Annotated in this window: 21 protein-coding genes; 10 read left to right on the forward strand and 11 right to left on the reverse strand. The window is 74.9% G+C overall.

Annotation, left to right across the window (positions count from 1 at the left end; all coding sequences use genetic code 11):
- Positions 1 to 42: 42 nt before the first annotated feature.
- The 3 genes from ACFVTF_RS33350 to ACFVTF_RS33360 all read right to left on the reverse strand — a co-directional run bounded on the left by ACFVTF_RS33350 (position 43) and on the right by ACFVTF_RS33360 (position 1915).
- Positions 43 to 564 carry a hypothetical protein gene (locus ACFVTF_RS33350; RefSeq protein WP_387817809.1) on the reverse strand — a complete coding sequence of 174 codons (522 nt, stop codon included), beginning with the start codon at positions 562 to 564 and terminating at the stop codon, positions 43 to 45.
- 163 nt (positions 565 to 727) lie between these two features.
- Complete coding sequence (locus ACFVTF_RS33355) at positions 728 to 1219, reverse strand: hypothetical protein (RefSeq protein ID WP_387817810.1); 492 nt, start codon at positions 1217 to 1219, stop codon at positions 728 to 730.
- A 42-nt stretch (positions 1220 to 1261) separates the two neighbouring features.
- Positions 1262 to 1915, reverse strand: a complete 654-nt coding sequence (locus ACFVTF_RS33360; RefSeq protein WP_371518379.1) for an ArsR/SmtB family transcription factor — start codon at positions 1913 to 1915, stop codon at positions 1262 to 1264.
- A gap of 213 nt (positions 1916 to 2128) precedes the next feature.
- Between ACFVTF_RS33360 and ACFVTF_RS33365 the strand changes: the two genes are divergently transcribed.
- The 6 genes from ACFVTF_RS33365 (at position 2129) to mug (ending at position 8616) form a co-directional block, all read left to right on the forward strand.
- Positions 2129 to 3511 carry an MFS transporter gene (locus tag ACFVTF_RS33365; protein ID WP_387817811.1) on the forward strand — a complete coding sequence of 461 codons (1383 nt, stop codon included), beginning with the start codon at positions 2129 to 2131 and terminating at the stop codon, positions 3509 to 3511.
- 397 nt (positions 3512 to 3908) lie between these two features.
- Positions 3909 to 5354: an APC family permease gene (locus ACFVTF_RS33370; RefSeq protein ID WP_387817850.1), complete on the forward strand. Its 1446-nt coding sequence runs from the start codon at positions 3909 to 3911 to the stop codon at positions 5352 to 5354.
- Positions 5351 to 5788, forward strand: coding sequence for a hypothetical protein (locus ACFVTF_RS33375; protein WP_387817812.1), 438 nt, complete (start codon positions 5351 to 5353; stop codon positions 5786 to 5788). Before ACFVTF_RS33370 ends, ACFVTF_RS33375 begins: the two co-directional genes overlap by 4 nt.
- Before the next feature lie 29 nt (positions 5789 to 5817).
- Complete coding sequence (locus ACFVTF_RS33380; RefSeq protein WP_387817813.1) at positions 5818 to 6936, forward strand: aminopeptidase P family protein; 1119 nt, start codon at positions 5818 to 5820, stop codon at positions 6934 to 6936.
- Positions 6937 to 7054: 118 nt separating this feature from the next.
- Entirely contained in the window at positions 7055 to 8077 is a 1023-nt protein-coding gene (locus ACFVTF_RS33385) for a phosphatase PAP2 family protein (RefSeq protein WP_387817814.1), read from the forward strand.
- Entirely contained in the window at positions 8074 to 8616 is a 543-nt protein-coding gene (gene mug / locus ACFVTF_RS33390; RefSeq protein ID WP_387817815.1) for a G/U mismatch-specific DNA glycosylase, read from the forward strand. The genes ACFVTF_RS33385 and mug overlap by 4 nt, the downstream gene beginning before the upstream one ends.
- A 56-nt stretch (positions 8617 to 8672) precedes the next feature.
- Here mug and ACFVTF_RS33395 read toward each other — a convergent pair whose 3' ends face one another.
- Positions 8673 to 9569: a LysR family transcriptional regulator gene (locus ACFVTF_RS33395; RefSeq protein WP_387817816.1), complete on the reverse strand. Its 897-nt coding sequence runs from the start codon at positions 9567 to 9569 to the stop codon at positions 8673 to 8675.
- 135 nt (positions 9570 to 9704) lie between these two features.
- Between ACFVTF_RS33395 and ACFVTF_RS33400 the strand changes: the two genes are divergently transcribed.
- Entirely contained in the window at positions 9705 to 10709 is a 1005-nt protein-coding gene (locus ACFVTF_RS33400; protein WP_387817817.1) for an NADP-dependent oxidoreductase, read from the forward strand.
- Between the two features lie 74 nt (positions 10710 to 10783).
- Here ACFVTF_RS33400 and ACFVTF_RS33405 read toward each other — a convergent pair whose 3' ends face one another.
- On the reverse strand, positions 10784 to 11683 hold the full coding sequence (locus tag ACFVTF_RS33405) for a sigma-70 family RNA polymerase sigma factor (protein ID WP_387817818.1): 900 nt from the start codon (positions 11681 to 11683) through the stop codon (positions 10784 to 10786).
- Between the two features lie 73 nt (positions 11684 to 11756).
- On the opposite strand from ACFVTF_RS33405, the gene ACFVTF_RS33410 reads away from it, so the two are divergent.
- The gene (locus ACFVTF_RS33410; protein ID WP_387817819.1) at positions 11757 to 12443 is read left to right on the forward strand and encodes an FMN-dependent NADH-azoreductase; all 687 of its coding nucleotides are present in this window, start codon (positions 11757 to 11759) and stop codon (positions 12441 to 12443) included.
- 37 nt (positions 12444 to 12480) lie between these two features.
- Here ACFVTF_RS33410 and ACFVTF_RS33415 read toward each other — a convergent pair whose 3' ends face one another.
- Both ACFVTF_RS33415 and ACFVTF_RS33420 read right to left on the reverse strand, forming a co-directional pair.
- Positions 12481 to 13437, reverse strand: a complete 957-nt coding sequence (locus ACFVTF_RS33415) for a M48 family metalloprotease (protein ID WP_371518372.1) — start codon at positions 13435 to 13437, stop codon at positions 12481 to 12483.
- A 3-nt stretch (positions 13438 to 13440) separates the two neighbouring features.
- Complete coding sequence (locus tag ACFVTF_RS33420) at positions 13441 to 13866, reverse strand: BlaI/MecI/CopY family transcriptional regulator (protein WP_371518371.1); 426 nt, start codon at positions 13864 to 13866, stop codon at positions 13441 to 13443.
- Positions 13867 to 14082: 216 nt separating this feature from the next.
- Here ACFVTF_RS33420 and ACFVTF_RS33425 point away from each other — a divergent pair, with 216 nt between their 5' ends.
- Entirely contained in the window at positions 14083 to 14616 is a 534-nt protein-coding gene (locus tag ACFVTF_RS33425) for a hypothetical protein (RefSeq protein WP_371518370.1), read from the forward strand.
- 66 nt (positions 14617 to 14682) lie between these two features.
- Here ACFVTF_RS33425 and ACFVTF_RS33430 read toward each other — a convergent pair whose 3' ends face one another.
- Positions 14683 to 15588, reverse strand: a complete 906-nt coding sequence (locus tag ACFVTF_RS33430) for a DMT family transporter (protein WP_371518369.1) — start codon at positions 15586 to 15588, stop codon at positions 14683 to 14685.
- Here ACFVTF_RS33430 and ACFVTF_RS33435 point away from each other — a divergent pair.
- Entirely contained in the window at positions 15587 to 17041 is a 1455-nt protein-coding gene (locus ACFVTF_RS33435) for a PLP-dependent aminotransferase family protein (protein ID WP_387817820.1), read from the forward strand. The two genes, ACFVTF_RS33430 and ACFVTF_RS33435, sit on opposite strands and share 2 nt — an antisense overlap.
- Positions 17042 to 17112: 71 nt before the next feature.
- Here ACFVTF_RS33435 and htpX read toward each other — a convergent pair whose 3' ends face one another.
- From htpX to ACFVTF_RS33450, 3 genes are all read right to left on the reverse strand, one after another.
- Entirely contained in the window at positions 17113 to 17976 is an 864-nt protein-coding gene (htpX, locus tag ACFVTF_RS33440) for a zinc metalloprotease HtpX (protein ID WP_350876984.1), read from the reverse strand.
- A gap of 160 nt (positions 17977 to 18136) precedes the next feature.
- Positions 18137 to 19708 (reverse strand): NADH-quinone oxidoreductase subunit N, encoded by a 1572-nt coding sequence (locus tag ACFVTF_RS33445; RefSeq protein WP_387817821.1) that lies wholly within the window; start codon positions 19706 to 19708, stop codon positions 18137 to 18139.
- Between the two features lie 56 nt (positions 19709 to 19764).
- The gene (locus tag ACFVTF_RS33450; protein ID WP_387817822.1) at positions 19765 to 21345 is read right to left on the reverse strand and encodes a NuoM family protein; all 1581 of its coding nucleotides are present in this window, start codon (positions 21343 to 21345) and stop codon (positions 19765 to 19767) included.
- Positions 21346 to 21354 lie beyond the last annotated feature (9 nt).

Genomic DNA, 21354 nt, shown 5'->3' on the forward strand with positions numbered 1-21354 from the left:
GAGCTTGAGCTCCCGGGGGCGGGGCCCTGCGCGTGGGTGGGGTCAGCCGGCGGCGGGGTGGGGGCGGGTGGCCGTGGCGAGGGCTCGGGCCTGGGCGCGCAGGGCGGCGAGCTGGTCCGGCAGGGTGGCCGGGCCGGAGGCCTTGGGCAGGGTCGGGGTGGTCGCCGTCGGGGCGGTCGAGAGCTGGGAGATCAGGCTCTGCAGGGTGGCGACGAGTTGTTGGACGGCCGCGGGGTCGGGGGTGGTGGACGTGGCCTGCGCGAGCAGGCCGGCGATCTGGTTGATGACGTCGCCGAGAGTCCCGAGGGCCGCGCTCGGGTCCGGGGTCGCGGGCAGGGCCGGGGCGGCGGGCACCGGGACGGTCGGCAGGGCCAGGTCCGGGGGCAGGAGCGGGGCGGCGACCACCAGGTCGGCGGGCGCCGGGATGGCGGCGGGGTTCGGGGCGGAGGCGAGGGTGGTGCGCGGGGCCTCGGCTTGGCGGTCGGCGGCGGTGGCGAACGCCGTGGTGACCACGGTCAGCGCGAGGGCCGCGATCAGCGCGGCGACCATCCGGGTGGCACGCATGGGTGCTGCTCCCTCTCAAGTGCGGGTCAGGCGGGACCGCCTGCTTCACACGGTGGGGCAGCACTCCTGACGCAGCCGCCGCAGCTACGCCGAGCGACGAGCGACGGCCGGCGATGGGCCACCCGGCGGCGAGTCATCCGACGGCACCTCAGCCGGCGACGGGTCAGTCGGCGGCCGCCCAGCCGCTGGTGCCGCGGTGGGCGGACAGGCCGACGGACTCGAACTCGTCCACCCGGCCGGCCTCGGTGCGGGCGCCGATCCGCCGCAGGGCACGGGAGATCGGGGAGCCCTCGGGCGGGAAGGGTTCGAACTCGCCCTTGGTGAGCGGGCCGAGGACGATCCGGCCGTCCTCCCAGACGGCGGCGCGCTGGGTGCCGCTGCCGCCGAAGTACTCGGCCTCGACGCAGGCGATCGGACCGGCCTTGGACCAGGCGGCCAGCCGGAGTTCGAAGCCGCCCGGGTGCCAGCCGAAGCCGGCCGCCTCGGCGGGCTTCGTCGAGCCGCCGTCGGTCTGGAGGGCGGAGAGCACCGCGGGGGTGACCGGTATCAGGGCCAGCCCCTGCGCCAGTGGCACCACCCGGGCCGTCGAGGTCTCCGCCGCGGCCACCGCCAACAGTTCGAATGTTCCTATCAGGGCCTGGAGTTCATAGGACATGCCGGTCATCGTGTCCCACCGCACCGACAGTCGGCGCGGAGTTTATGATTCCGTGCCCGGCTGGAGTCCGTAGAGCAGGGTGAAGACCGTCACGTCCACCGCGTCCTCGGCCGTGCTGGGCGCTTCCTCGTTCAGCTCGTCGATGACTGCGGCGAGTTGGGTCCGCAGCCGGATCAGCCGGTCCGGGCTGAGCCGCAGCGTCGAGTGCACGAACAGTCCGGGCGGCCCGACCGATCCGTCCCGGGGCGAGCTGAAGTCCAGCCGCCCGCCGAGGACATGGGCCCGGAAGTCGCCGCGGACCCGGTCCATGGCGGCCAGGATGGCGTCGTACGCCTCGGAGCGGCCCGGGGAGTCGGCGGTGAACATCTCCGGGGCGAGCCGGATCGACTCCTGGGCGGCGGCGTAGCGGCTCTCGACGATGCCGGAGACCAGTCGGGTGCCGGCCACGATGACCAGCCCGGCCTTCTCCAACTGCTTGATGTGGCGGTAGAGCTTGGTCTGCGGTTCGCCGAGCGTGGCGGCGATCTCCTTGGCGGTGAGCGGGCGTTCCTCGCCGGACTTCAGGGCGCCGAGGATGGCCAGCCGCAGCGGGTCGGCCAGCGCCTTGAGCACGGCGACATCGGCCACCTGGCGTTCCTTGACCCAGGTGGTGGGTTGCTCGCCGCCGTCGGCGGGTTCCAGATCGTGCTCGGCCACGGGCACCACCTTGGCAGATCGGCCGCGCCGCACGCAATCACGCTCTGGTGAGCGCTCACCCTTGCGCAACCAATCATGCTTCCGACATCATTCACGACAGCGTGAATGATGTCGGAATCGCGAACGGCGGGGTGGGCCATGGCGGGGAACAGGACGGCGGCTGACGAGTCGAGGACGGCGGCAGAGGCGGGAGAGGTGGCAGAGACGGGAGAGGTGTCAGAGGCGCGAGAGGCGGCGGAGTCCACGCCGCTTGTTCCGCTGCGACGGAACCTTCGCTTCCAGGCGCTCTGGGCCGGCCAGGCCGCCGCGACGCTCGGCATGCGGGTTGGCGACACCGCCTTCCCGCTGCTGGTCCTCGCGCTCACCGGGTCCTCCACCGCCGCCGGGGCCTTCGGGGCCGTACAGATGGTCACGACCCTGCTGCTCGGCGTCCACGGCGGCGTGGTCGCCGACCGCCTCGACCGCCGCCGGGTGCTGATCGCCTCCGACGCCACCCGGCTGCTCGTCACGGCGACCGTCCCGGTGGCCATGGCCTTCGACCGGCTGACCCTGGCCCACCTGCTGATCGTCGCCGCCGCCGTCGGGGCGACCATCGCGTACAGCGGCCCGATCCGGCTGCTGGCGCTGCGCTCGGTGGTGGCGCCGGAGCAGCTGCCGCAGGCGCTCGCCCAGGACGAGGCCCGGATGACCGGGGCCGCGCTGGCCGGTCCGCCGCTGGCCGGATTCCTGTACGGGCTCGGCAGCGCGGTGCCGTTCCTCGGCACCGCGCTCGCCTCCCTGCTCGCGCTGGTGGCCGCCATCGTGGTGCGCTTCCCCGGCCGCCCCGCCGACGCACAGCCGAAGCGCGAAGCCGACGCCCGACCGAACCACCCCGCCGATGCGCAGCCGAGCGGCGAAACCGACGCGCAGCCGAGCGGCGAAACCGCCGCGCAGCCGAACCGCGAACCGGGCGGCGCGGAACCGGCCCCCGAGTCCGGCGGCGCCCTGGCCGGGTTCCGCCTGCTCGCCGCCTCCCCCCTGCTGCGTTCCGCCCTGGCCGTCCTGCTGGTGGTCAACCTCGCCGGGACGGCCCTGATGCTGCCGGTGATGGTGCTGCTGCGGGACGGCGGTACGGGCAGCGCCGGGATCGGCCTGGCGCTGGCCGGCGAGGCGGTCGGGGCGCTGGCCGGAACGGTCCTGGTGTCCCGGCTGCACCGGATGGCCGGGCCGGGCGTCCTGCTGCTGGTGGTGGCCTGGACCGCCGTGCCGGTGTCGCTGGCGCCGCTGCTGCCGGGCGGGGTGGTCACCGTGTTCGCCGCGCTGTTCGTGGTGGGGATCGGCGTTCCGTCCCTGCGGGTGATGCTGGACCTGCTGGTGTTCCGGCAGGTGCCGGACGCGCTCCGCGGCCGGGTGATCGCGGCGACCATGACGCTGCTGACCGCGGGCATGCCGGCCGGGACGCTCGGCAGCGGCCTGCTGCTGGACCACCTCTCCCCCGCCGTCGCGCTGGCCGCGATCAGCGTCCTGCTCGCGGCCGCCCTGCTGCCCGCGACCGTGAGCCGTACGCTGCGCCGCGCCGCCTGGCCGGCCCCGCAGGATCCGGCGGCCCGCCCCTGACAGTCGCTCACCCGCGCGGGTGCACGCCGCATGCGGCGGCCTCGGCAACCGGGTGAACTGGCCGGGTACGGCCCGCCCCGGGGCCCCTCCCGGGCGGCGTCCGCGTCCGGGGCGCCTCCCGCCCGGACGTCGCGCAGCCGACCGGGGCCGTACCGGAGGAGGACAGATGGGTTCCACGGACGCGCCCTCGCCCGGCCGGGGCGGCCCCGGCGAGGCCGCCGCCCCCGACGGTCCCAGCAGGTCCGGTGACCCGAGCAGCCCTGGCGACCAGGGCGACCCCGGCGGCCGGGGAGGCCGGGGCGGCCGGAGGAGCCCCGGCGGCCAGGAAGGCCCCGGCGGCCCGAGGAGCCCTGACGGCCCGACCGCCCGCGAGCGGACCGGCGCGGTGGCCGCCCGGATGGTCACCGCACCCCGGATGTCCTGGCTGACGCTCGCCCTGATGACCACGAGTTCGGTGGCCAGCCTGCGCTCCGCCCCGACCATGGCCGTCTACGGCCTGGCCTGCGTCTTCCTCTACCTCGTCCCGGCGCTGGTGTTCCTGCTGCCGACCGCGCTGGTCTCCGCCGAGCTGGCGTCCGGCTGGGAGGGCGGCGTCTACCGCTGGGTCTCGGAGGGCCTGTCGAAGCCGCTGGGCTTCCTCGCCGTCTGGTGCCAGTTCGCGATGACGATCTTCTACTACCCGTCGCTGCTGGCGTACGTGGCGTCGACGATCGCGTACGTGGTGAACCCGAAGCTGGCCGGCAACGGCCCGTACACCGCCGTGGTGATCATGGTGCTGTACTGGACCGGCGTCTGGGTCTCCTCGCGCGGGACGAAGGCCGTGGCCGGCCTGTCCTCGATGGGCCTGGTGATCGGCACGCTGATCCCCGGCACGCTGCTGGTGGTGCTCGGCTTCGTCTTCCTCGGCCAGGGCAACGGCTCCGCCGCGCCGATGGACTCCGCGCACCTGCTGCCGCAGTGGACCGGCCTGGCCAGCCTGGTGCTGATCGTCAACAACTTCCTCAGCTACTCCGGCATGGAGATGAACGCGGTGCACGTCTCCTCGCTGCGCGATCCGGCGCGGGAGTTCCCGCGCTCGATGTTCACCGCGTCCGCGATGGTGCTGCTGATCTTCATCCTGCCGGCGCTGGCGATCAGTTGGGTGGTGCCGTCCAGCGAGCTGAGCCTGACGGCCGGCGTGATGCAGGCCTTCGACGCCTTCTTCCAGTACTTCCACGTCGGCTGGCTCACCCCGGTGATCGCGGTGGCGCTGATCGCGGCCTCGCTCGGCGGCATGCTGACCTGGCTGGCCGGGCCGTCCAAGGGCCTGTTGATGATCTCCCGGCAGGAGGGCTACCTGCCGCCGTTCCTGCAGAGGCTGAACCGGGAGGGCGTCCAGCAGAACCTGCTGGTCGCCCAGGGCGTGGTCACCACGGCGATCGCCCTGCTGTACGCGCTGATCCCGAACGTCTCCAGCGCGTACTGGATCTTCTCGGTGATCACCACGCAGGTGTACCTGATCGTCTACCTGCTGATGTTCACCGCCGCGATCCGGCTGCGCCGCACCCGGCCGGACCACCCGCGCGGCTACCGGGCCCCGGCGCTGGTGCCGATCTGCGTGGTCGGGCTGCTCGCCTCGGCGTGCGCGATGGCGATCGGCTTCGTACCGTCGTCCCAGTTCGGCAGCGGCAGCGTCTGGACGTACGTCGGGATCGTCGGCGGCGGTCTGCTGGTCCTCGGTCTGCTGGTGCCGTACCTGTTCCTACGGCTGCGCAAGCCCGGCTGGCGCTCCCCGGAGGCGGCGGCGGAGCTGGCCGCGCAGGAGTCGGCCGAGCTGCGCGGCGCCACGGGCGGTGCGGCATGACCACCGGTCCGATGGCCTCCCGGCACCGCTGGATCTACCTCGGGGCGATCGGGCTGCTGGTCGCGATGCTGATCACCGGCCTGCTCTCGTTCACCCAGCTGCACGCCACCGACCAGGCCGACCGCAAGGCCGGGCAGCTCGCCCGGGCGCTGGGTTCGGCCGGCTACCCGGTGCCCGCGCGGGACCAGATCGTGCACACCCTGGGCGAGGACGGCGGCGCCGTCTGCGCGAACCCGTCGAACGCGCTGACCCAGGCTCAGTGGACGTCCGGCATGTCCAACGGCGCCGACGGGCCGGGCCGACGGCCGGTGCTGTCCGACCGCGACGCGGTGCGGGCCGAGGCGATCGTGCTCTCGGTGTACTGCCCGGACCGGCTCGCCGAGATCCAGGACAAGATCGACGACCTCAACCTGCGGGACACCGTCCGCAAGTAGCCCGCCCGGCCTTCGAGGAGGAACCGACCGTGCCTCGACCCTTCACCACCGAGGACCACACCGCCCGGACGGCCCGGGCCGCCGCCGAAGCGACCGCCGCCGGACTGTCCGGCCTGGTCGTCGCCCCCGGCCCCGACCTGGTCTACCTGTGCGGCTACCAGCCCACCGCGATCACCGAGCGGCTCACCGCCCTGGTGATCACCGCCGGCCGCGAACCCGCGCTGGTCGTCCCCAGGTTGGAGCGCCCGGACGCCGAGCGGGCGCCCGGCGCCCCGGCCCTGCGGCTGCTCGACTGGACCGACGGCGAGGACCCGTACGCCACCGTCCGCCCGCTGCTCGACCCGGCCGGGCGGTACGGCATCTCCGACAACGCCTGGGCGATGCACCTGCTCGGCCTCCAGGCCGCGCTGCCCGGCACCGGCTTCGCCTCGCTCACCGAGGCCCTGCCGATGCTGCGCGCGGTCAAGGACACCGAGGAACTGGAGCGGCTGGCCGCGGCCGGCGGCGCCGCGGACGCCGCCTACCGGGGCATCCTGGAGGTCGAGTTCGCCGGCCGCCGGGAGACCGACGTCGCCGCCGACCTCGGCGCACTGCTCATCAAGTACGGGCACAGCCAGGTCGACTTCACCGTGGTCGGCTCCGGCCCGAACGGCGCCGACCCGCACCACGAGGCCGGCGACCGGGTGATCCGGCCCGGCGACACCGTGGTGCTGGACTTCGGCGGGCTCAAGGACGGCTACGGCTCCGACACCACCCGCACCGTCCACGTCGGCACCGAGGTGCCGGCGGAGGTCCAGAAGGTGCACGACGTGGTCCGGCTCGCCCAGCAGGCCGCGTTCGAGGCGGTCCGACCCGGGGTCAGCTGCCAGGAGATCGACCGGATCGCCCGCCGGGTGATCACCGAGGCCGGCTTCGGCGAGTACTTCATCCACCGCACCGGGCACGGCATCGGCCTCACCACGCACGAACCTCCGTACCTGGTCGAGGGCGAGGAGCGGCCGCTGGTGCCCGGCATGTGCTTCTCCATCGAGCCCGGCGTCTACCTGCCCGGCCGCTTCGGGGTGCGGATCGAGGACATCGTCACCGTCACCCCCACCGGCGGACGCCGGCTCAACAACACCCCGCACGAACTGGGCTTCGTCTCATGACGGGGCCGTCACCCCGCTGCTCCGCCGTCAGAACGGCGGCCCGACCATGCGATTTTCTTACGAGGCGGTCATGGTTCACCCAGAGTCCTCCAAGCTTGCGTTGGTAGTTTCGGTGAGCATGACGAAGCTGCTCAGCCCGGCCCCGCCCAACCCGGCGCGGGCCGGGCGACTGCGACCCGTGACCGCCCGCCCCCGCCGTACCGGTCTGTCCAGACTCCGGCTGCTGGCCTGGCCGGTCTACCTGACCGCGCTCGTCTGGTACCTGCGCACCCAGGGCATGGCCTTCGCCAACGACGTGGTGTTCCTGTGGCTGATCGGCGCCCTGCTGACGGCGGCCGTGCACAGCGGGCACGGCCGCCGCGGCTTCCTGCTGGTGCTGCGCGACTGGGTGCCGGTGATGGCCGCGGTCTGGACGTACTCGCTGCTGCGCGGCTACGGCGCGCACACCCCGTGGGCCCCGCACTGGCTGCCGCAACTGCGCGCCGACGAGGTGCTCGGCTTCGGCGAGACCTGGACCGTCCGGCTCCAGCACGCGCTGTGGACGCCCGGCTCGCCGCACTGGTACGACTACGCGGCGACCGTCGTCTACCTCTCGCACTTCTTCCTGGTCTTCGTCCTGCTCGCGGTGCTCTGGCGGCGCCGGCACGACCGGTTCCGGCAACTGCTCGCCTGCTACCTGCTGCTCACCTTCGCCGGCTTCGCCACGTACCTGCTCTACCCGGCCGACCCGCCGTGGCTGGTCGCCCAGGAGGGCAACCTGCCGGGGCTCACCCGGGTCGTGTGGGACGTGATCTCCACCAGCGGGCTGCCGCAGGCCAACTCGCTGGTCGAGAACGGCAGCCAGTTCGCCAACGACGTCGCCGCGATGCCCTCGCTGCACTCCGCCTACCCCGCGATGCTGCTGTTCTTCTTCTGGCCGACGGCCCGCCCCTGGCTGCGGGCGCTGCTGGTCGCCTATCCGCTCGCGATGGCGTTCACCCTGGTGTACGGCGCCGAGCACTTCATCGTGGACATCTTCGCGGGCTGGGCGTACGCGGCACTGGTGGTGTTCGGGCTCCGCTGGCTGCGGGACCGGCGTACCCGGCTCATCAGGGAGCGGGCAGACTTGGCCGAGTGCCGAACCAGCCCCTCCCTCCCGTGAAGCCCACCGCCGAACAGCTCCAGGCGGCCAAGGACACCACCATCCCGGACGTCACCGGGCCCGGGCTGCGGGTGCTGTTCTGCGGCATCAACCCGGGCCTGTGGTCCGGCGCCACCGGGCACCACTTCGCCCGCCCCGGCAACCGCTTCTGGCCCGCCCTGCACCGCTCCGGCTTCACCACCCGCCAGTTCCGCCCGGACGAGCAGGGCGAACTGCCCGCGCTCGGCCTGGGCATCACCAACGTCGCCCCGCGCACCACCGCCAAGGCCGACGAACTGACCGCCGACGAACTGCGCGAGGGCGGCGCCGCGCTCACCGAACGCGTGCTGCGGCTGCGCCCGCGCGTCCTGGCCGTGCTCGGCATCGGCGCCTACCGGACGGCCTTCGGGCAGCGGCGGGCCGCGATCGGCCGCCAGCCGGAGGGCATCGGCGACACCGCGGTGTGGGTGCTGCCCAACCCGAGCGGGCTCAACGCGCACTACACGCTGGACGCGCTGGCCGCCGAGTTCCGCCGACTCCGGGACGCGCTGGACGGCTGAGCCGCCGGTTCCGGTTCCGGTTCCGAACCCGCGGCCGGAGCCGGACAGGCGGCTCGTCAGACGGCCGTCAGCCCCGCCGGCAGCGGGAGCCACCGCAGCTCGCGGATCAGCGCCCGGACGGCGGCCGCCCCGACCAGCTCGGGCGTGGTGACGTACCCGACGAACCGGCTGGGCGGGTGCGGCCCGAGGTCGGCGACGGCGAGGCCGGCCGGGGCGCCGAGCAGCGCGGTCCGGGGCATGATCGCCATGCCGAGGCCCTGCGAGACGAGCGAGACGGCCACCGTGTCGTCCTCGACGTCGATGGTCGCGGGCGGGATCCAGTCCTGCCGCCGCCACCAGTCCCGGGTGTGGGAATCGCAGTTCTCGTCCCAGTCGACCAGCGGCAGCCCGCGCGGCGCCGGATGGCCCCGCTGGTGCGCGAGCGCGTACGACTCCTCGTACAGGCGCACCGCGACCAGGCCCGGGACGGGTGGCGGGCCGTCGGCGTCCAGGGTGGCCAGCCCGAGGTCGGCCCGGCCGTCGGCGACCTCTCCGGCAGTGCCGCGGCCGAGCTCCCGGACGATCCGGACCTGCACCGTCAGCCCCGGGTGGCGAGCGGCCAGCCCGGACAGCACGGGCGGCAGCAGGTGGGCGGCGGCGCTGCGGAAGGCGGCGATCCGCAGCGTGCCGGTCAGCGACCCCGCCGTGCCCGAGCCCCGCACCTCGGGGCCCATCGCGGCCAGCAGTCGCAGGATCCGGCGGGCGTACGCCACCGCCCGCGCGCCGGCGTCGGTGGGGCGTGCGCCGTGGCGCCCGCGGTCGAAGAGCACCGCGCCGAGCTTCCGCTCGCAGGCGCGCACGGCGTGCGAGACCGCGGACTGGGTGGTGTCCAGGCGCGCGGCGGCAGCAGTGAAGCTGCCCTCCTCCTCGACCGCGACCAGGATCCGCAGCTCGTGCGGGGCGAGATCGGTCATGCGTCCGAATCTACCGGCAGCCATCGATTCCGTTCATGGAAGCCGCCGTTCCATCGACGCGGGCCCCTGCCCGGCCGCTCGCCCGCTTCCTACCGTGGGCGCATCCACCCGTCGCCTCCCGTTCGGAGCAGCCCGATGCCCCGCCCCACCGCCCGCGCCGTCCACCTGGTGTCCCGACCCGACGGCGCCCCGACCGCCGGGAACTTCGCCTTCGTCGAGGAACGCGTCCCGGCGCTCGCCGCCGGCGAGGCCCTGGTCGAGAACACCCACCAGTCCGTCGACCCGTACATGCGCGAGGAGATGGAGGAGGGCGGCTGGGAACTGCACGCCCCGCTGGAGGGCCGCACCCTCGGCCGGGTGGTGGAGTCCCGGGCCGACGCCCTGCCGGTCGGCGCGCTGGTCTTCCACCGCCAGGCCTGGCGCACCCACTCGGTGGTCACCGCCGAGAGCGCGAACCCGCTGCCCGACCTCGGCGGCGTCCCGCTCAGCGCCCACCTGTCGGTGCTCGGCGGCACCGGTCTGTCCGCCTGGGTCGGCCTCACCCGGATCGCCCGGCTGCAGCCCGGAGAGACGGTCTTCATCTCGGCGGCGGCCGGCGGGGTCGGCACGGCCGCCGGCCAGTTCGCCCGGCTGCTCGGCGCCGGTCGGATCATCGGCAGTACCGGCTCCGCCGCCAAGGCCGCCCACCTCACCGGGCGCCTCGGCTTCGACGCCGCCTTCGACTACCACGACGGGCCGATCGCCGACCGGCTCCGCGAGGCCGCCCCCGACGGGCTGCACGTCTACCTGGACAACGTCGGCGGCGACCACCTGGAGGGCGCCATCAGCGCCATGCGCGACCACGGCCGGATCGCCTGGTGCGGCGCCGTCGCCCAGTACAACCACCTCGGGAACCCGCCCGCCGCCCCACGCAACCTCTTCGACGTGGTCGGCCGGAGCCTGCGGCTGGAGGGCTTCCTGGTCCGCGACCACCGCGACGCCCTCCCCGAGCTGTACGAGTTCCTCGTCCCGCACCTGCGCTCCGGCGCGGTGGTCCCGGACGAGACGATCGTGGACGGCTTCGACCACGTGGTGGACGCCTTCCTCGGCATGCTGCGCGGCGCCAACACCGGCAAGATGATCGTCCGGCTCGCCGAGTAGGCCGCGCCCGGTGGCTGCCGCCGGGCCCGACGGCAGCCACCGGAACGCGTCCGGGATCCGGTGGGGCGGCCCGGTCACTCCGGCAGCACGGCCAGCTCCAGGGCCGCCAGCCGCGCCGGGTCGGCGACCACCTCGTAGCCGGCCACCAGGCCGTCCGCCACCGCCACCCGCAGCACCAGCCGCAACCGCCCGCCCGGGGCGATCACGATCCCCGGCACCCCGTCCACCAGCGCCACCGCGCCGAACCGGGCCCGCCGGCCGAACACCGTCGTCTCCCGGGCCACCGTCTCCGCACCCCGGGCCACCAGGGAGCGCCCGGCCGGCAGCGCGGCCGGATCGGCCCGGCGCACCACGTCCGGCGCCAGCACCGCCAGCAGCGCGGCCAGGTCCCCGCCCCGGGCGGCGGACAGGAACGCCTCCACCACCCGCCGGTGCCCGGCCAGCCGCTCCGGCGGCAGCGCGGCCGCCCCGCGCACCCGCTGCCGGGCCCGGCTGGCCAGCTTCTTGGCGGCCACCGGGCTCCGGCCGACGATCGGCGCGATCTGCTCGAACGGCACCGCGAAGCCGTCGTGCAGCACGAAGGCGACCCGCTCGGCCGGCCCCAGCCGGTCCAGCACCACCAGCAGCGCCCGGCCGACCGAGTCGACCAGCAGCGCCTCCCGCTCCGGGTCCGCGCCCTCGGCCCCCGCGCCGGCCGCCGGGTCCGGCAGGCCGTCCGGCAGCGCGTCACCGGCCGGCTCCTCACGGCGCACCGCGCGGGCCCGCAGCACGTCCAGGCAGATCCGCGACACCACCGTGGTCAGCCAGCCCGGCAGGTTGTCCACCCCGTCCGGGCCGGCCCGGTCCAGCCGCAGCCACGCCTCCTGGACGGCCTCCTCCGCCTCGCCCGTCGACCCGAGCATCCGCTGGGCGACCGCCCGCAGCCGCCCCCGCTCGGCCTCGAACCGCGCCGCCAGCACCTCGTCCCGGTCCATCGGTCACCTTTCCTCGGCCCCGCCCGTCACACCGATGACGATCCACCCAGCACCGAAGTGACGGGAGAACGCTGTGACCACCACCACCCTGCTGCACCTGGACTCCAGCATCAGCCTCGGCGACTCGGTCAGCCGCGCGCTGACCGCCCGGTTCGCCGCCGCCTGGCGCGCCCGGCACGGCTCCGCCGGCCGGTACGTCTACCGGGACCTCGCCGCCGAGCCGGTCGCCGCGATCGGCGCCGGGTACGCCATGCTCGGCCGCCGCGTCGAACGCAAGGGGACCATCCCGGCCTCCGACGTCGCCGCCCTCGCCGAGGGCCCGGACGAGGAACACGAGTGGTCCCTCACCCACCCGCTGGTCGACCGGCTGCTCGCCGCCGACACCGTGCTGCTCGGCGTGCCGATGTACAACCTCACCGTCCCGGCCGTGTTCAAGGCCTGGATCGACCGGATCAGCTTCCCCGGCGTCTACACCGACCCGGCCACCGGCGAGAGCCTGCTGCGCCGCACCCGGGTCGTCGTCGCGGCCGCCCGCGGCGGCGGCTACGGCCCCGGCACCCCGCGCGAGGCCTTCGACTTCCAGACCCCGTACCTGCGGGCCTACTTCGCCAGGCTCGGCGTCCCGGCCGAGCACCTGCACATCGTCCCGGCCGAACTCACCCGCGCCGACGACATCCCCGCCCTGGCCGGGCTGCAGCCGATCGCCGCGAAGTCCCTGGCCGACGCCGAGGCCGCCCTGGACGCGCTCGCCGCCGCCTGACCTGCCCGACCTGCCTGGCCTGACTGACCCGGCTGATCTACAGCGGGGTGACGGCCTTCAGCACCACCAGCAGGGCCACGGCGGCGTTGAGCGCGCACAGCGCCGACGCCGCCGTACCGGCCGCGGCGACCATCGCGGCCAGGCCCGCCCGGGTCTTCGCCGGAGGCCAGTTGCGGGACGTCGGCACCGGACCGAGCAGTGCGGCGACCCGGCGCGGCACCGGACCGGGCGTGGGCGCCGGGGCGGCGAAGGCCGCGAAGCCGGGCGCCGGCGCCGCGTGCGACACCAGGGCCGCCCGGGCCACCGCCCGCGCGGTGATCCGGCGGTCCCCCACCTCCTGCGCCGACTCCTCGTCCGCCCAGCGCTCCGCGCTGAACGCCACCGCGTACTGCAGCGGCCGCAGGAACGGGTTCACGCAGGCGGCCAGTTGGGTGGTCAGCAGGTACCGGTGGTGGCGGTGGCGCAGGTGTGCCCGCTCGTGCGCGAGCAGCGCCTCCCGCTCGTCCTCGGGCAGCCCGGCCAGCATCCCGGTGGAGACCACCACCCGCCCCGGCGAACCGGGCAGCGCGTACGCGTACGGGCTGCGGTCCGGCAGCACCGCGAGGTCGCCGGCCGACTCCGGGCCCGCCGGCAGCCCGGTCAGCGCCCGCCGGGCCCGGGAGCGCACCCGCAGGTGCCGGCCGACCGTCCGGGCGCAGGCCGCGGCCACCAGGACCAGCAGCCACATCGCGGCCGTCCCGAACGTCTCGTGGTACGGCAGCGCGGCCCGCACCTCCGGGTCGGACCAGCTGTCCGGCAGCGGGTTGCCGGGGATCTGCGCGGTGCCCACCACGCCGATCAGGCCGAGGCAGAGCACACTGCACACCGCCATCACCGCGCTGATCACGGTCATCAGCCGGGCCGCACCGCGCGGGTGCAGGTGCTGCTCGGTGAGACGCGCGATCGGGACCGCGGTCAGCGGCAGGATGAGCGGGAGGAAGACGAAGAAGCCCACGGGTCAGCTCTCACGGTCGGCCGCTGCCGGATCGACGGACGCGGCGTCCAGCAGCGCCCGCAGCAGGTCCTCGTCGTGCGGGAGCAGCGCGCTCACGAAGCTGGCCAGGACGGCGTCCCGGTCCGCTTCTCCGTCGAGCATCCGGCGCATCCGCAGGGCCGCCAGCCCGGCCGCGTCGGAGGAGGCCTGCCACAGGTAGGAGCGGCCCGAACGGGACCGCGAGACGGCGCTCTTGGCGTGCAGCCGGGACAGGATGGTCATCACGGTGGTGTACGCCAGGTCGCCCTCCAGGCGTTCCTGGACCCACCCCGCGGTGGCCGGGCCCGGCGCCCGTTGGAGCACCGCGAGTACCTGTGCCTCCAACTCGCCCTGGCCGCGCCTTCGGACGGGCGCTTCCACGGCCGCCGGAGCGTGCCTCTCGTCTGCCATGACGGCCCACTCCCTCCGGATGCCGCGCCCCGGAGCCGGCAGGGCACCCGCTCATCCTAACGAGCGCGGGCCCGGCGTGAACCGGTTCGGGCCGGGCTTCCCGCGCACGACGCGTCGCCCGAACGGCCCCGGCCCGGTTGCCCGGCGCCCCGGCCCGACGGACGGTCGAAGTCCGTACGGTCCGCCCGTAGGCCTGTTCGGCCCCTGGAGGAGTCCATGAGCAGCCCGTCGCCCGACCCCGCGCAGCCGGAGCAGCCCTCTCACACCGGCCCCGAGCAGCCCGGGCAGCCCCCGCGCACCGACCCCGAGCAGCCCGGGCGGACCTGGTACACCGGCCCCAGCACGCCGCCGCCGGGCAACGAGTTCCGCGACTGGGCGCCCGGCCTGGTGATGTTCGCCGGTGTGCTGATGCTGATCAACGGCATCATGGAGGCCCTCCGGGGCATCATGGCGGTCTCCAACGACGACCTCTTCGTGCACACCCCCCGCTACGTCTTCCGGTTCGACCTCACCGGCTGGGGCTGGGTCCACATCGTCGTCGGCGTGCTGGTCGCGGTGACCGGCGCGTTCCTGCTCAAGGGCGCCTCCTGGGCCCGCTACGCCGGTATCTTCTTCACCTCGCTGAGCGCCCTCGACAGCTTCCTGGTCCTGCCGTACTTCCCGCTCTGGTCGCTCGTGGTGATCGCGCTGGACGTCTTCATCATCTGCGCGCTCTGCGTCTACCGCCCCCAGGAGGGCACCACGCTCTGACGGCCCGGCGGTCCGCGCCGCCCGGGCCCGCCTCAGGTCCGGACGCGCCTCGGGCCCGGGCCCGTCTCAGGTCCGGGCCCGCTGGGTGACCGCGATGCAGACCAGCACCACCACCGCCGTGACGGGTGCGGCCGCCGGCAGGTCCTCGCCCAGCAGCAGCACCGACCAGACCAGCGTCAACAGCGGCTGGGCGAGTTGCAGTTGGCTGGCCCTCGGCACCCCGATCTCCGCCATCCCTCGGTACCAGAGCACGAACCCGCCGAACTGCGACACCGCCGCCGTGTACGCCAGCCCGGTCAGCGCCTTCGCCCCAAGGTGGACCGGCTCGGCGGGCAGCGCGAGGGCGGTGGTCAGCAGCGTCAGCGGCAGCGCGGCCACCACCGCCCAGGCGATCACCTGCGCGCCCGGCAGGTCCCGGGAGAGCCGGCCGCCCTCCGCGTACCCGGCCGCGCACACCAGCAGCCCCGCGAACAGGTAGAGGTCGGCGGTGGTCGGCCGGCCGTGGCTCTGCAGCAGGGTGAAGGTGAGCACCGCCGCCGCCCCGGCCAGCGCCGCCGCCCAGAACGCCCGGGACGGCCGGCGCCCGGTGCGCAGCGCCGCGCACACCGCGGTGGCCAGCGGCAGCACCCCGATGACCACCGCCGAGTGGGCCGTCGAGGAGGTCCGCAGGGCGAGCGTGGTCAGCAGCGGGAAGCCCAGCACGCAGCCCCCCGACACCACCAGCAGGGCGGGCCAGTGCCGCCGGGGCGGCAGCGGGGCGCGGACGGCGGCCAGGTAGAGCGCGGCGAGCAGGCCGGCCACGACGCCGCGCAGCCCGGTCGCGGTCCACGGCCCGAAGCCGGTCAGGGCCCACGCGGTGGCGGGGAAGCTGAGGGAGAAGGAGGCCACCCCGAGGGCGGCCAGGGCGGTGCCGGAGGCGGGGCTTCGCGGTGCTACCGCCGACGGGCGGGTAGCGCTATCTTGTGCCGTCATGAACGAGCGTAGCAGTGTGACCGAACTCGCCGACAGGCTGCGACGGGAGGTCGAGCGCTACCCGGAGGGGCGAAAGCTGCCGTCCAGCCGGGTGCTGGTGGAGCGCCACCAGGTCAGCCCGGTGACGGTCTCCCGGGCCATCGCGGTCCTCGCGGCCGAGGGACTGGTGGTCTCCCGGCCGGGCGCCGGGGTGTTCCGGGCGGCGGCCTTCGCCGGGCGCCCGGCCGGCACCGCCGCGCCCGCCACCCGTCCCGGCGACCTCTCCTGGCAGGAGGTCGCGCTCAGCGCCGACTCCGGCCCCCGCGACCTGCTGGCCGCCCCGGTGTTCGCCACCCTCCGCGTGCCCCCGCCCGACGTCATCGACCTCAACAGCGGCTACCCGCACGCCTCGCTGCTGCCCGAACGCCTGCTGGCCACCGCCCTCGCCCGGGCCGGACGGCGCCCGGGCGCCTGGAACCGGCCGCCCACCGACGGCCTCACCGAGCTGCGCGGCTGGTTCGCCCGCGACATCGGCGGCACCGGCGGGCCGATCGGCGCCGGGGACGTCCTGATCACCTCCGGCGGCCAGGGCGGGCTCACCGTGGCCATGCGCTCGCTCGCCGCGCCCGGCGCGCCCGTCCTGGTGGAGTCGCCGACCTACTCGGGCATCCTGGCGGTCGTCCGCGCGGCCGGGCTGCGGCCCGTCCCCGTCCCGGTCGACGCCGACGGCGTGCGCACCGACCTGCTGGCCGACGCCTTCGAGGCCACCCGGGCGCGGGTCTTCGTCTGCCAGCCGCTGTTCCAGAACCCGACCGGCGCGGTGCTCTCACCCACCCGGCGCTCCGAGGTGCTGCGGATCGCCCGCGCGGCCGGCGCGTTCGTCGTCGAGGACGACTTCGCCCGTCTGCTCGTCCACGCGGACGCCCCCGCGCTGCCGCGCCCGCTCGCCGCCGACGACCAGGACGGGGTCGTGGTGCACCTGCGGTCGCTGACCAAGGCCGCCTCGCCCAATCTGCGGGTCGGCGCGCTCACCGCGCGCGGCCCGGCCCTGGCCCGGCTGCGGGCCACCCAGGTGGTGGACAGCTTCTTCGTGCCCCGGCCGCTCCAGGAGGCGACGCTGGAACTGGTCGCCGACCCCGGCTGGGCCCGCCACCTGCGCGCCCTCGGGGCGGAACTGCGGACCCGCCGCACCGCCACCGTCGCCGCCCTGCACCGCGAACTGCCCGGCCTGCTCGGCACCTACCGGCCCGGCGGCTACCACCTGTGGCTGCGGCTCCCGGACGGTGTCGACGACGGCGCCCTCACCGCCGCCGCCCTGCGCGCCGGCGTCCAGGTCACCCCCGGCCGGCCGTACCACGCGGCCGAACCCCCGGCCCCGCACCTGCGCCTCAGCTACGCCGCCGCCGAGAGCTCCGCGCACGCCGTCGAGGGGATCCACCGCCTCCGCCGGGCCTACGAGGACCTGCCGGCCTGACCTCCGCCGGGCCCACGAGGACCTGCCGGTCTGACCTCCGGCCTGGCTTCCGGCCCCGCGCGGAGCGGGCCTCAGCGCCCGTAGCCCGCCATCCGCTCCAGCCGGGCGATGCGCTCCGCCATCGGCGGGTGGGTGGAGAAGAGCCGGGCGCCGGCCTCGCCGGGGCGGAAGGGGCTGGCGATCATCATGTGGCTGGCGGTCTGGATCTGCGGCTCCGGCGGGAGGGGCAGCCGGCGGGTGCCGGCGTCGAGCTTGCGCAGCGCGCCGGCCAGGGCGAGCGGGTCGCCGGTGATCCGGGCGCCGTCGGCGTCGGCCTGGTACTCGCGGGAGCGGCTGACGGCCAGCTGGATGAGCCCGGCCGCCAGCGGGCCGAGGATCATGATGGCGAGCATGCCGAAGAGGCCGGGCCCGTCGTCGTCGTCGCTGCGGCCGAAGGGGATCAGCCAGGCGAAGTTCACCAGGAACATCACCACCGAGGCGAGCGCCCCGGCGACCGAGGAGATCAGGATGTCCCGGTTGTAGACGTGGCTCAGCTCGTGCCCGAGCACGCCCCGCAGCTCGCGTTCGTCCAGCAGCTGCAGGATGCCGTCGGTGCAGCAGACGGCCGCGTTGCGCGGGTTGCGGCCGGTGGCGAAGGCGTTCGGCGCGGGGGTCGGGGAGATGTAGAGGCGCGGCATCGGCTGGCGGGCCGCGGTGGAGAGCTCGCGGACGATCCGGTAGAGCCGTGGCGCCTCGATCTCGCTGACCGGCCGGGCCCGCATGGCCCGCAGCGCGAGCTTGTCGCTGTTCCAGTAGGCGTAGGCGTTGGTGCCGAGGGCGACCAGCAGGGCGATCACCAAGCCGGTTCGGCCGAAGAATCCGCCGATCACCAAGATGAGCGCCGAGAGGCCGCCGAGCAGGACGGCGGTCCTCAGTCCGTTGTGCCGGCGATGCACGTCAGGCCCTCCAATGGTGCGGTGGGGAAGCCCTTTCTGCCTCGTCCCTCTTGCCCGGTCAACGGGTGGGGGCCTGGGCCTTGTTCCCTTGTGACCGGCGTGACACCGCCGCGGCACCCCGCCGGGCCGGACCGCGGCGGCCGGCCGGGCGGGTACCCGCTCAGAACAGGCTTCCGCCGGCGACCTGGAGGACCAGCTGCGGGGCGAAGGAGAGGACCACGGCCACCGAGGCGGTGAGCCCCAGCGTGGCGGTCAGGCTGGCCGGCAGCCGGCCTTCGGCCCCGGCCCCGCCGACCGGAGCGGCGCCCGGTTCGGCACCTTCCCCGGCACCCTGCGCCGGGGCGAACAGCCGGGTCGTCCAGAGCAGGTAGTAGTACAGCGCGATGACCACGTTGACGGCCATCACGACGGCCAGCCAGCCCAGCCCGGCGTCGACGGCCGCGCGGAACACCACGACCTTGCCGAACAGGCCGATCACGCCCGGGGGCAGTCCGGCCAGGCAGAGCAGGAAGAAGGCGAGCGCGAGGGCCGTCCAGCGGCGCCGGGCGAACAGGCCGCGGAAGTCGTCCACGCTGGTCCCGGCCCGGCGGCCGACCGCCGCGACCACGCCGAACGCGCCGAGGTTCACCACGCCGTAGATCAGCGCGTACGCGGCGGTGGCGCCGAGCGGGTCGACCCCGGTGGGCGCGTAGCCGGCGGCGGCGAGCGGCACCAGCAGGTAGCCGGCCTGGCCGACGGACGACCAGGCGAGCAGCCGCACCGCGCTGTAGCGGGTGTCGAAGCGCTGGCGCAGCGCGCCGACGTTGCCCACCGTCATGGTGACGGCGGCCAGCACGGCGAGCGCCAGGCCCCAGGTGTGCGCGTACGGGCGGAAGGCGATGGTGGTGGCGAGCGCGAGGCCGGACAGGCCGGCCGCCTTGCCGACCACCGAGAGGTAGCCGGCCACCGGCAGCGGGGCGCCGGTGTAGGTGTCGGGCACCCAGAAGTGGAACGGGACGGCGGCGACCTTGAAGGCGAAGCCGACCAGGGTCAGCACGGCGCCCGCCTCGGCCAGCGGCTTGAGCTGCGCGGGGGCGTGTTCCAGGCCCTGGGCGACGGCGCCGAGGTGCAGGCTGCCGCTGGCCGCGTAGACGAAGCCGACGCCGAGCAGCATCACGGCCGTGGCGGTGACGGAGGAGACGAAGAACTTGAGCGCGGCCTCGGCGCCCCGGCCGTCCCGGCGCAGCGCGACCAGGGCGAAGGCGGGCAGCGAGGCGACCTCCAGCGCGATCACCATGGTGGCGAGGTCGCGGGAGGCGGGCAGCAGCGCGGCGCCGGTGGCGCTGGAGAGCAGCAGGAACCAGTACTCGCCGCCGGGCAGCTTCTCCTCCTCGACGGTGTGCGCGGAGAGCAGCGCGGCGATCAGCGCACCGCCGAGGGCGAGCAGCTGGAACACCAGGGCGAAGTGGTCGGCGACGTACGAGCAGCCCGCGTTGTCAGACCCCCCTGCTACGTTCTGCACACAGAAGGTCGCCCGGGGTGATCCCCCGGTGAGGGGGAGGAGTGCGATGAGGGCGAGGGCGAGTCCGGCCGCGGCTAGGCGGCCGAGCCACTTCCGGTGCCGCTCGGGCAGGAACAGGTCGGTGAGCAGGACGGCGAGGGCGGCCACCGCGGCGATCAGCGGGGGCGCGATCGCCACCCAGTCCACGGACTGGATCAGGCTGCCCGGGTTGGCTACGGCGAGGGAGGTCACAGTGTGCTGCCCCGTGGAGTGAGGTCCGAGTGCGGCGATCTGGGCTCCGAGCACGGTCAGCCACCCCCGAGGAGGTGCTTGACGGTGGGGTCGGAGAGGCCGAGCAGGAGCGCGGGCCAGAGGCCGGCGAGCAGGGTGAGGGCAGCCAGCGGCGTCCAGCTGACGGCCTCGTACGGGCGCAGGTCGGCGACCTGGTCCACCGGGGCGGGCTGCTCGGGGTCGCCCATGCAGACGCGCTTGACCACGATCAGCAGGTAGGCGGCGGTGAGGAGGGTGCCGAGACCGGCCAGGACCATGTAGGTGACGAACGCGGGGCGCGACAGGCCGGCGGCCGGGTCGAACGCGCCGAACATGGCGAGCAGCTCGCCCCAGAAGCCGGCCAGGCCGGGCAGGCCGAGGCTGGCGACGGCGGCGAAGGCGAGCAGCGCGCCGATCCGCGGGGCGCGGCCGTACAGGGCGGCGCCGGTGGCGCCGGAGAGGGTGTCGAGGTCCGCCGTGCCGTAGCGGTCCTTGAGGGCGCCGACGAGGAAGAACAGCAGACCGGTGATCAGACCGTGGGCGATGTTGGCGAACAGCGCGCCGTTGACGCCCACCGGAGTGAGGGAGGCGATGCCCAGCAGCACGAAGCCCATGTGGCCGACGGAGGAGTACGCGATCAGGCGCTTGAGGTCGCCCTTGGCGCCGGGGCGGGCCAGCGCCAGACAGGCCAGTGATCCGTAGACGATGCCGACGGCGGCGAACGCGCCCAGGTAGGGGGCGAGCGTCGCGGTGCCGTCGGGCACGACCGGAAGGAGGACGCGGACCAGACCGTACGTGCCCATCTTCAGCAGCACGCCGGCGAGCAGCACCGAGCCGACCGTCGGGGCGGCGGTGTGCGCGTCCGGGAGCCAGCTGTGCAGCGGCCAGGCGGGGGCCTTGACCGCGAGCCCGACCATGATCGCCAGGGCGGCGATCACCTGGGTGGTGTGGCTCAGGCCGTTGCCGTGCGCGGCGGCCAGGGCCTGCATGTCGAAGGTCCCGGCCTTGCTGCCGATCAGCAGGAAGCCGAGCAGCATCACGGCCGAGCCGAGCAGCGTGTACAGGATGAACCGGTTGGCGGCCGGGGCCTTCGCGCCGCTCCCCCAGCGGGCGATCAGGAAGTACATCGGGATCAGCACGATCTCGAAGGCCAGGAAGAAGAGCAGGAGGTCCAGCACCGCGAAGGTGGCGAGCATGCCGACTTCGAGGAGGAGGAACAGCCCGACGAAGGCCTTCGCCGACGGACGGCGCCCCTCAGGGGCCTCGCCCCGGGCGTCCCCGCCCGGCAGCCGCTTCTCCGAGTACAGCGCGCAGAGGAAGGTGAGCAGTGCGGTCAGCACGATCAGCGGCAGCGAGATGCCGTCCACGCCGAGGTGGAGGCGCACGTTGAGGGCCGGGATCCAGGACACGTCGGTGGTGGCCTGCATCCGGGCGGGCTCGTCGTGGTCGAAACCGGCCGCCAGGGCGACGGTGAGCAGCAGCACCGCGCCGGTGACGACGGTGTTCAGCCGCAGCGCCCGCCGGTCGGCGGCGGCCGGCTCCCGGCCGAACACCGGCGCCAGGGTGAGCGCGGCGCCGAGCAGCGGCAGCACCAGGAGGGCGATGAGGACTGCGTTCATCGGGGGCTC

Source organism: Kitasatospora sp. NPDC057940, assembly GCF_042887425.1.
Lineage (GTDB): Bacteria > Actinomycetota > Actinomycetes > Streptomycetales > Streptomycetaceae > Kitasatospora.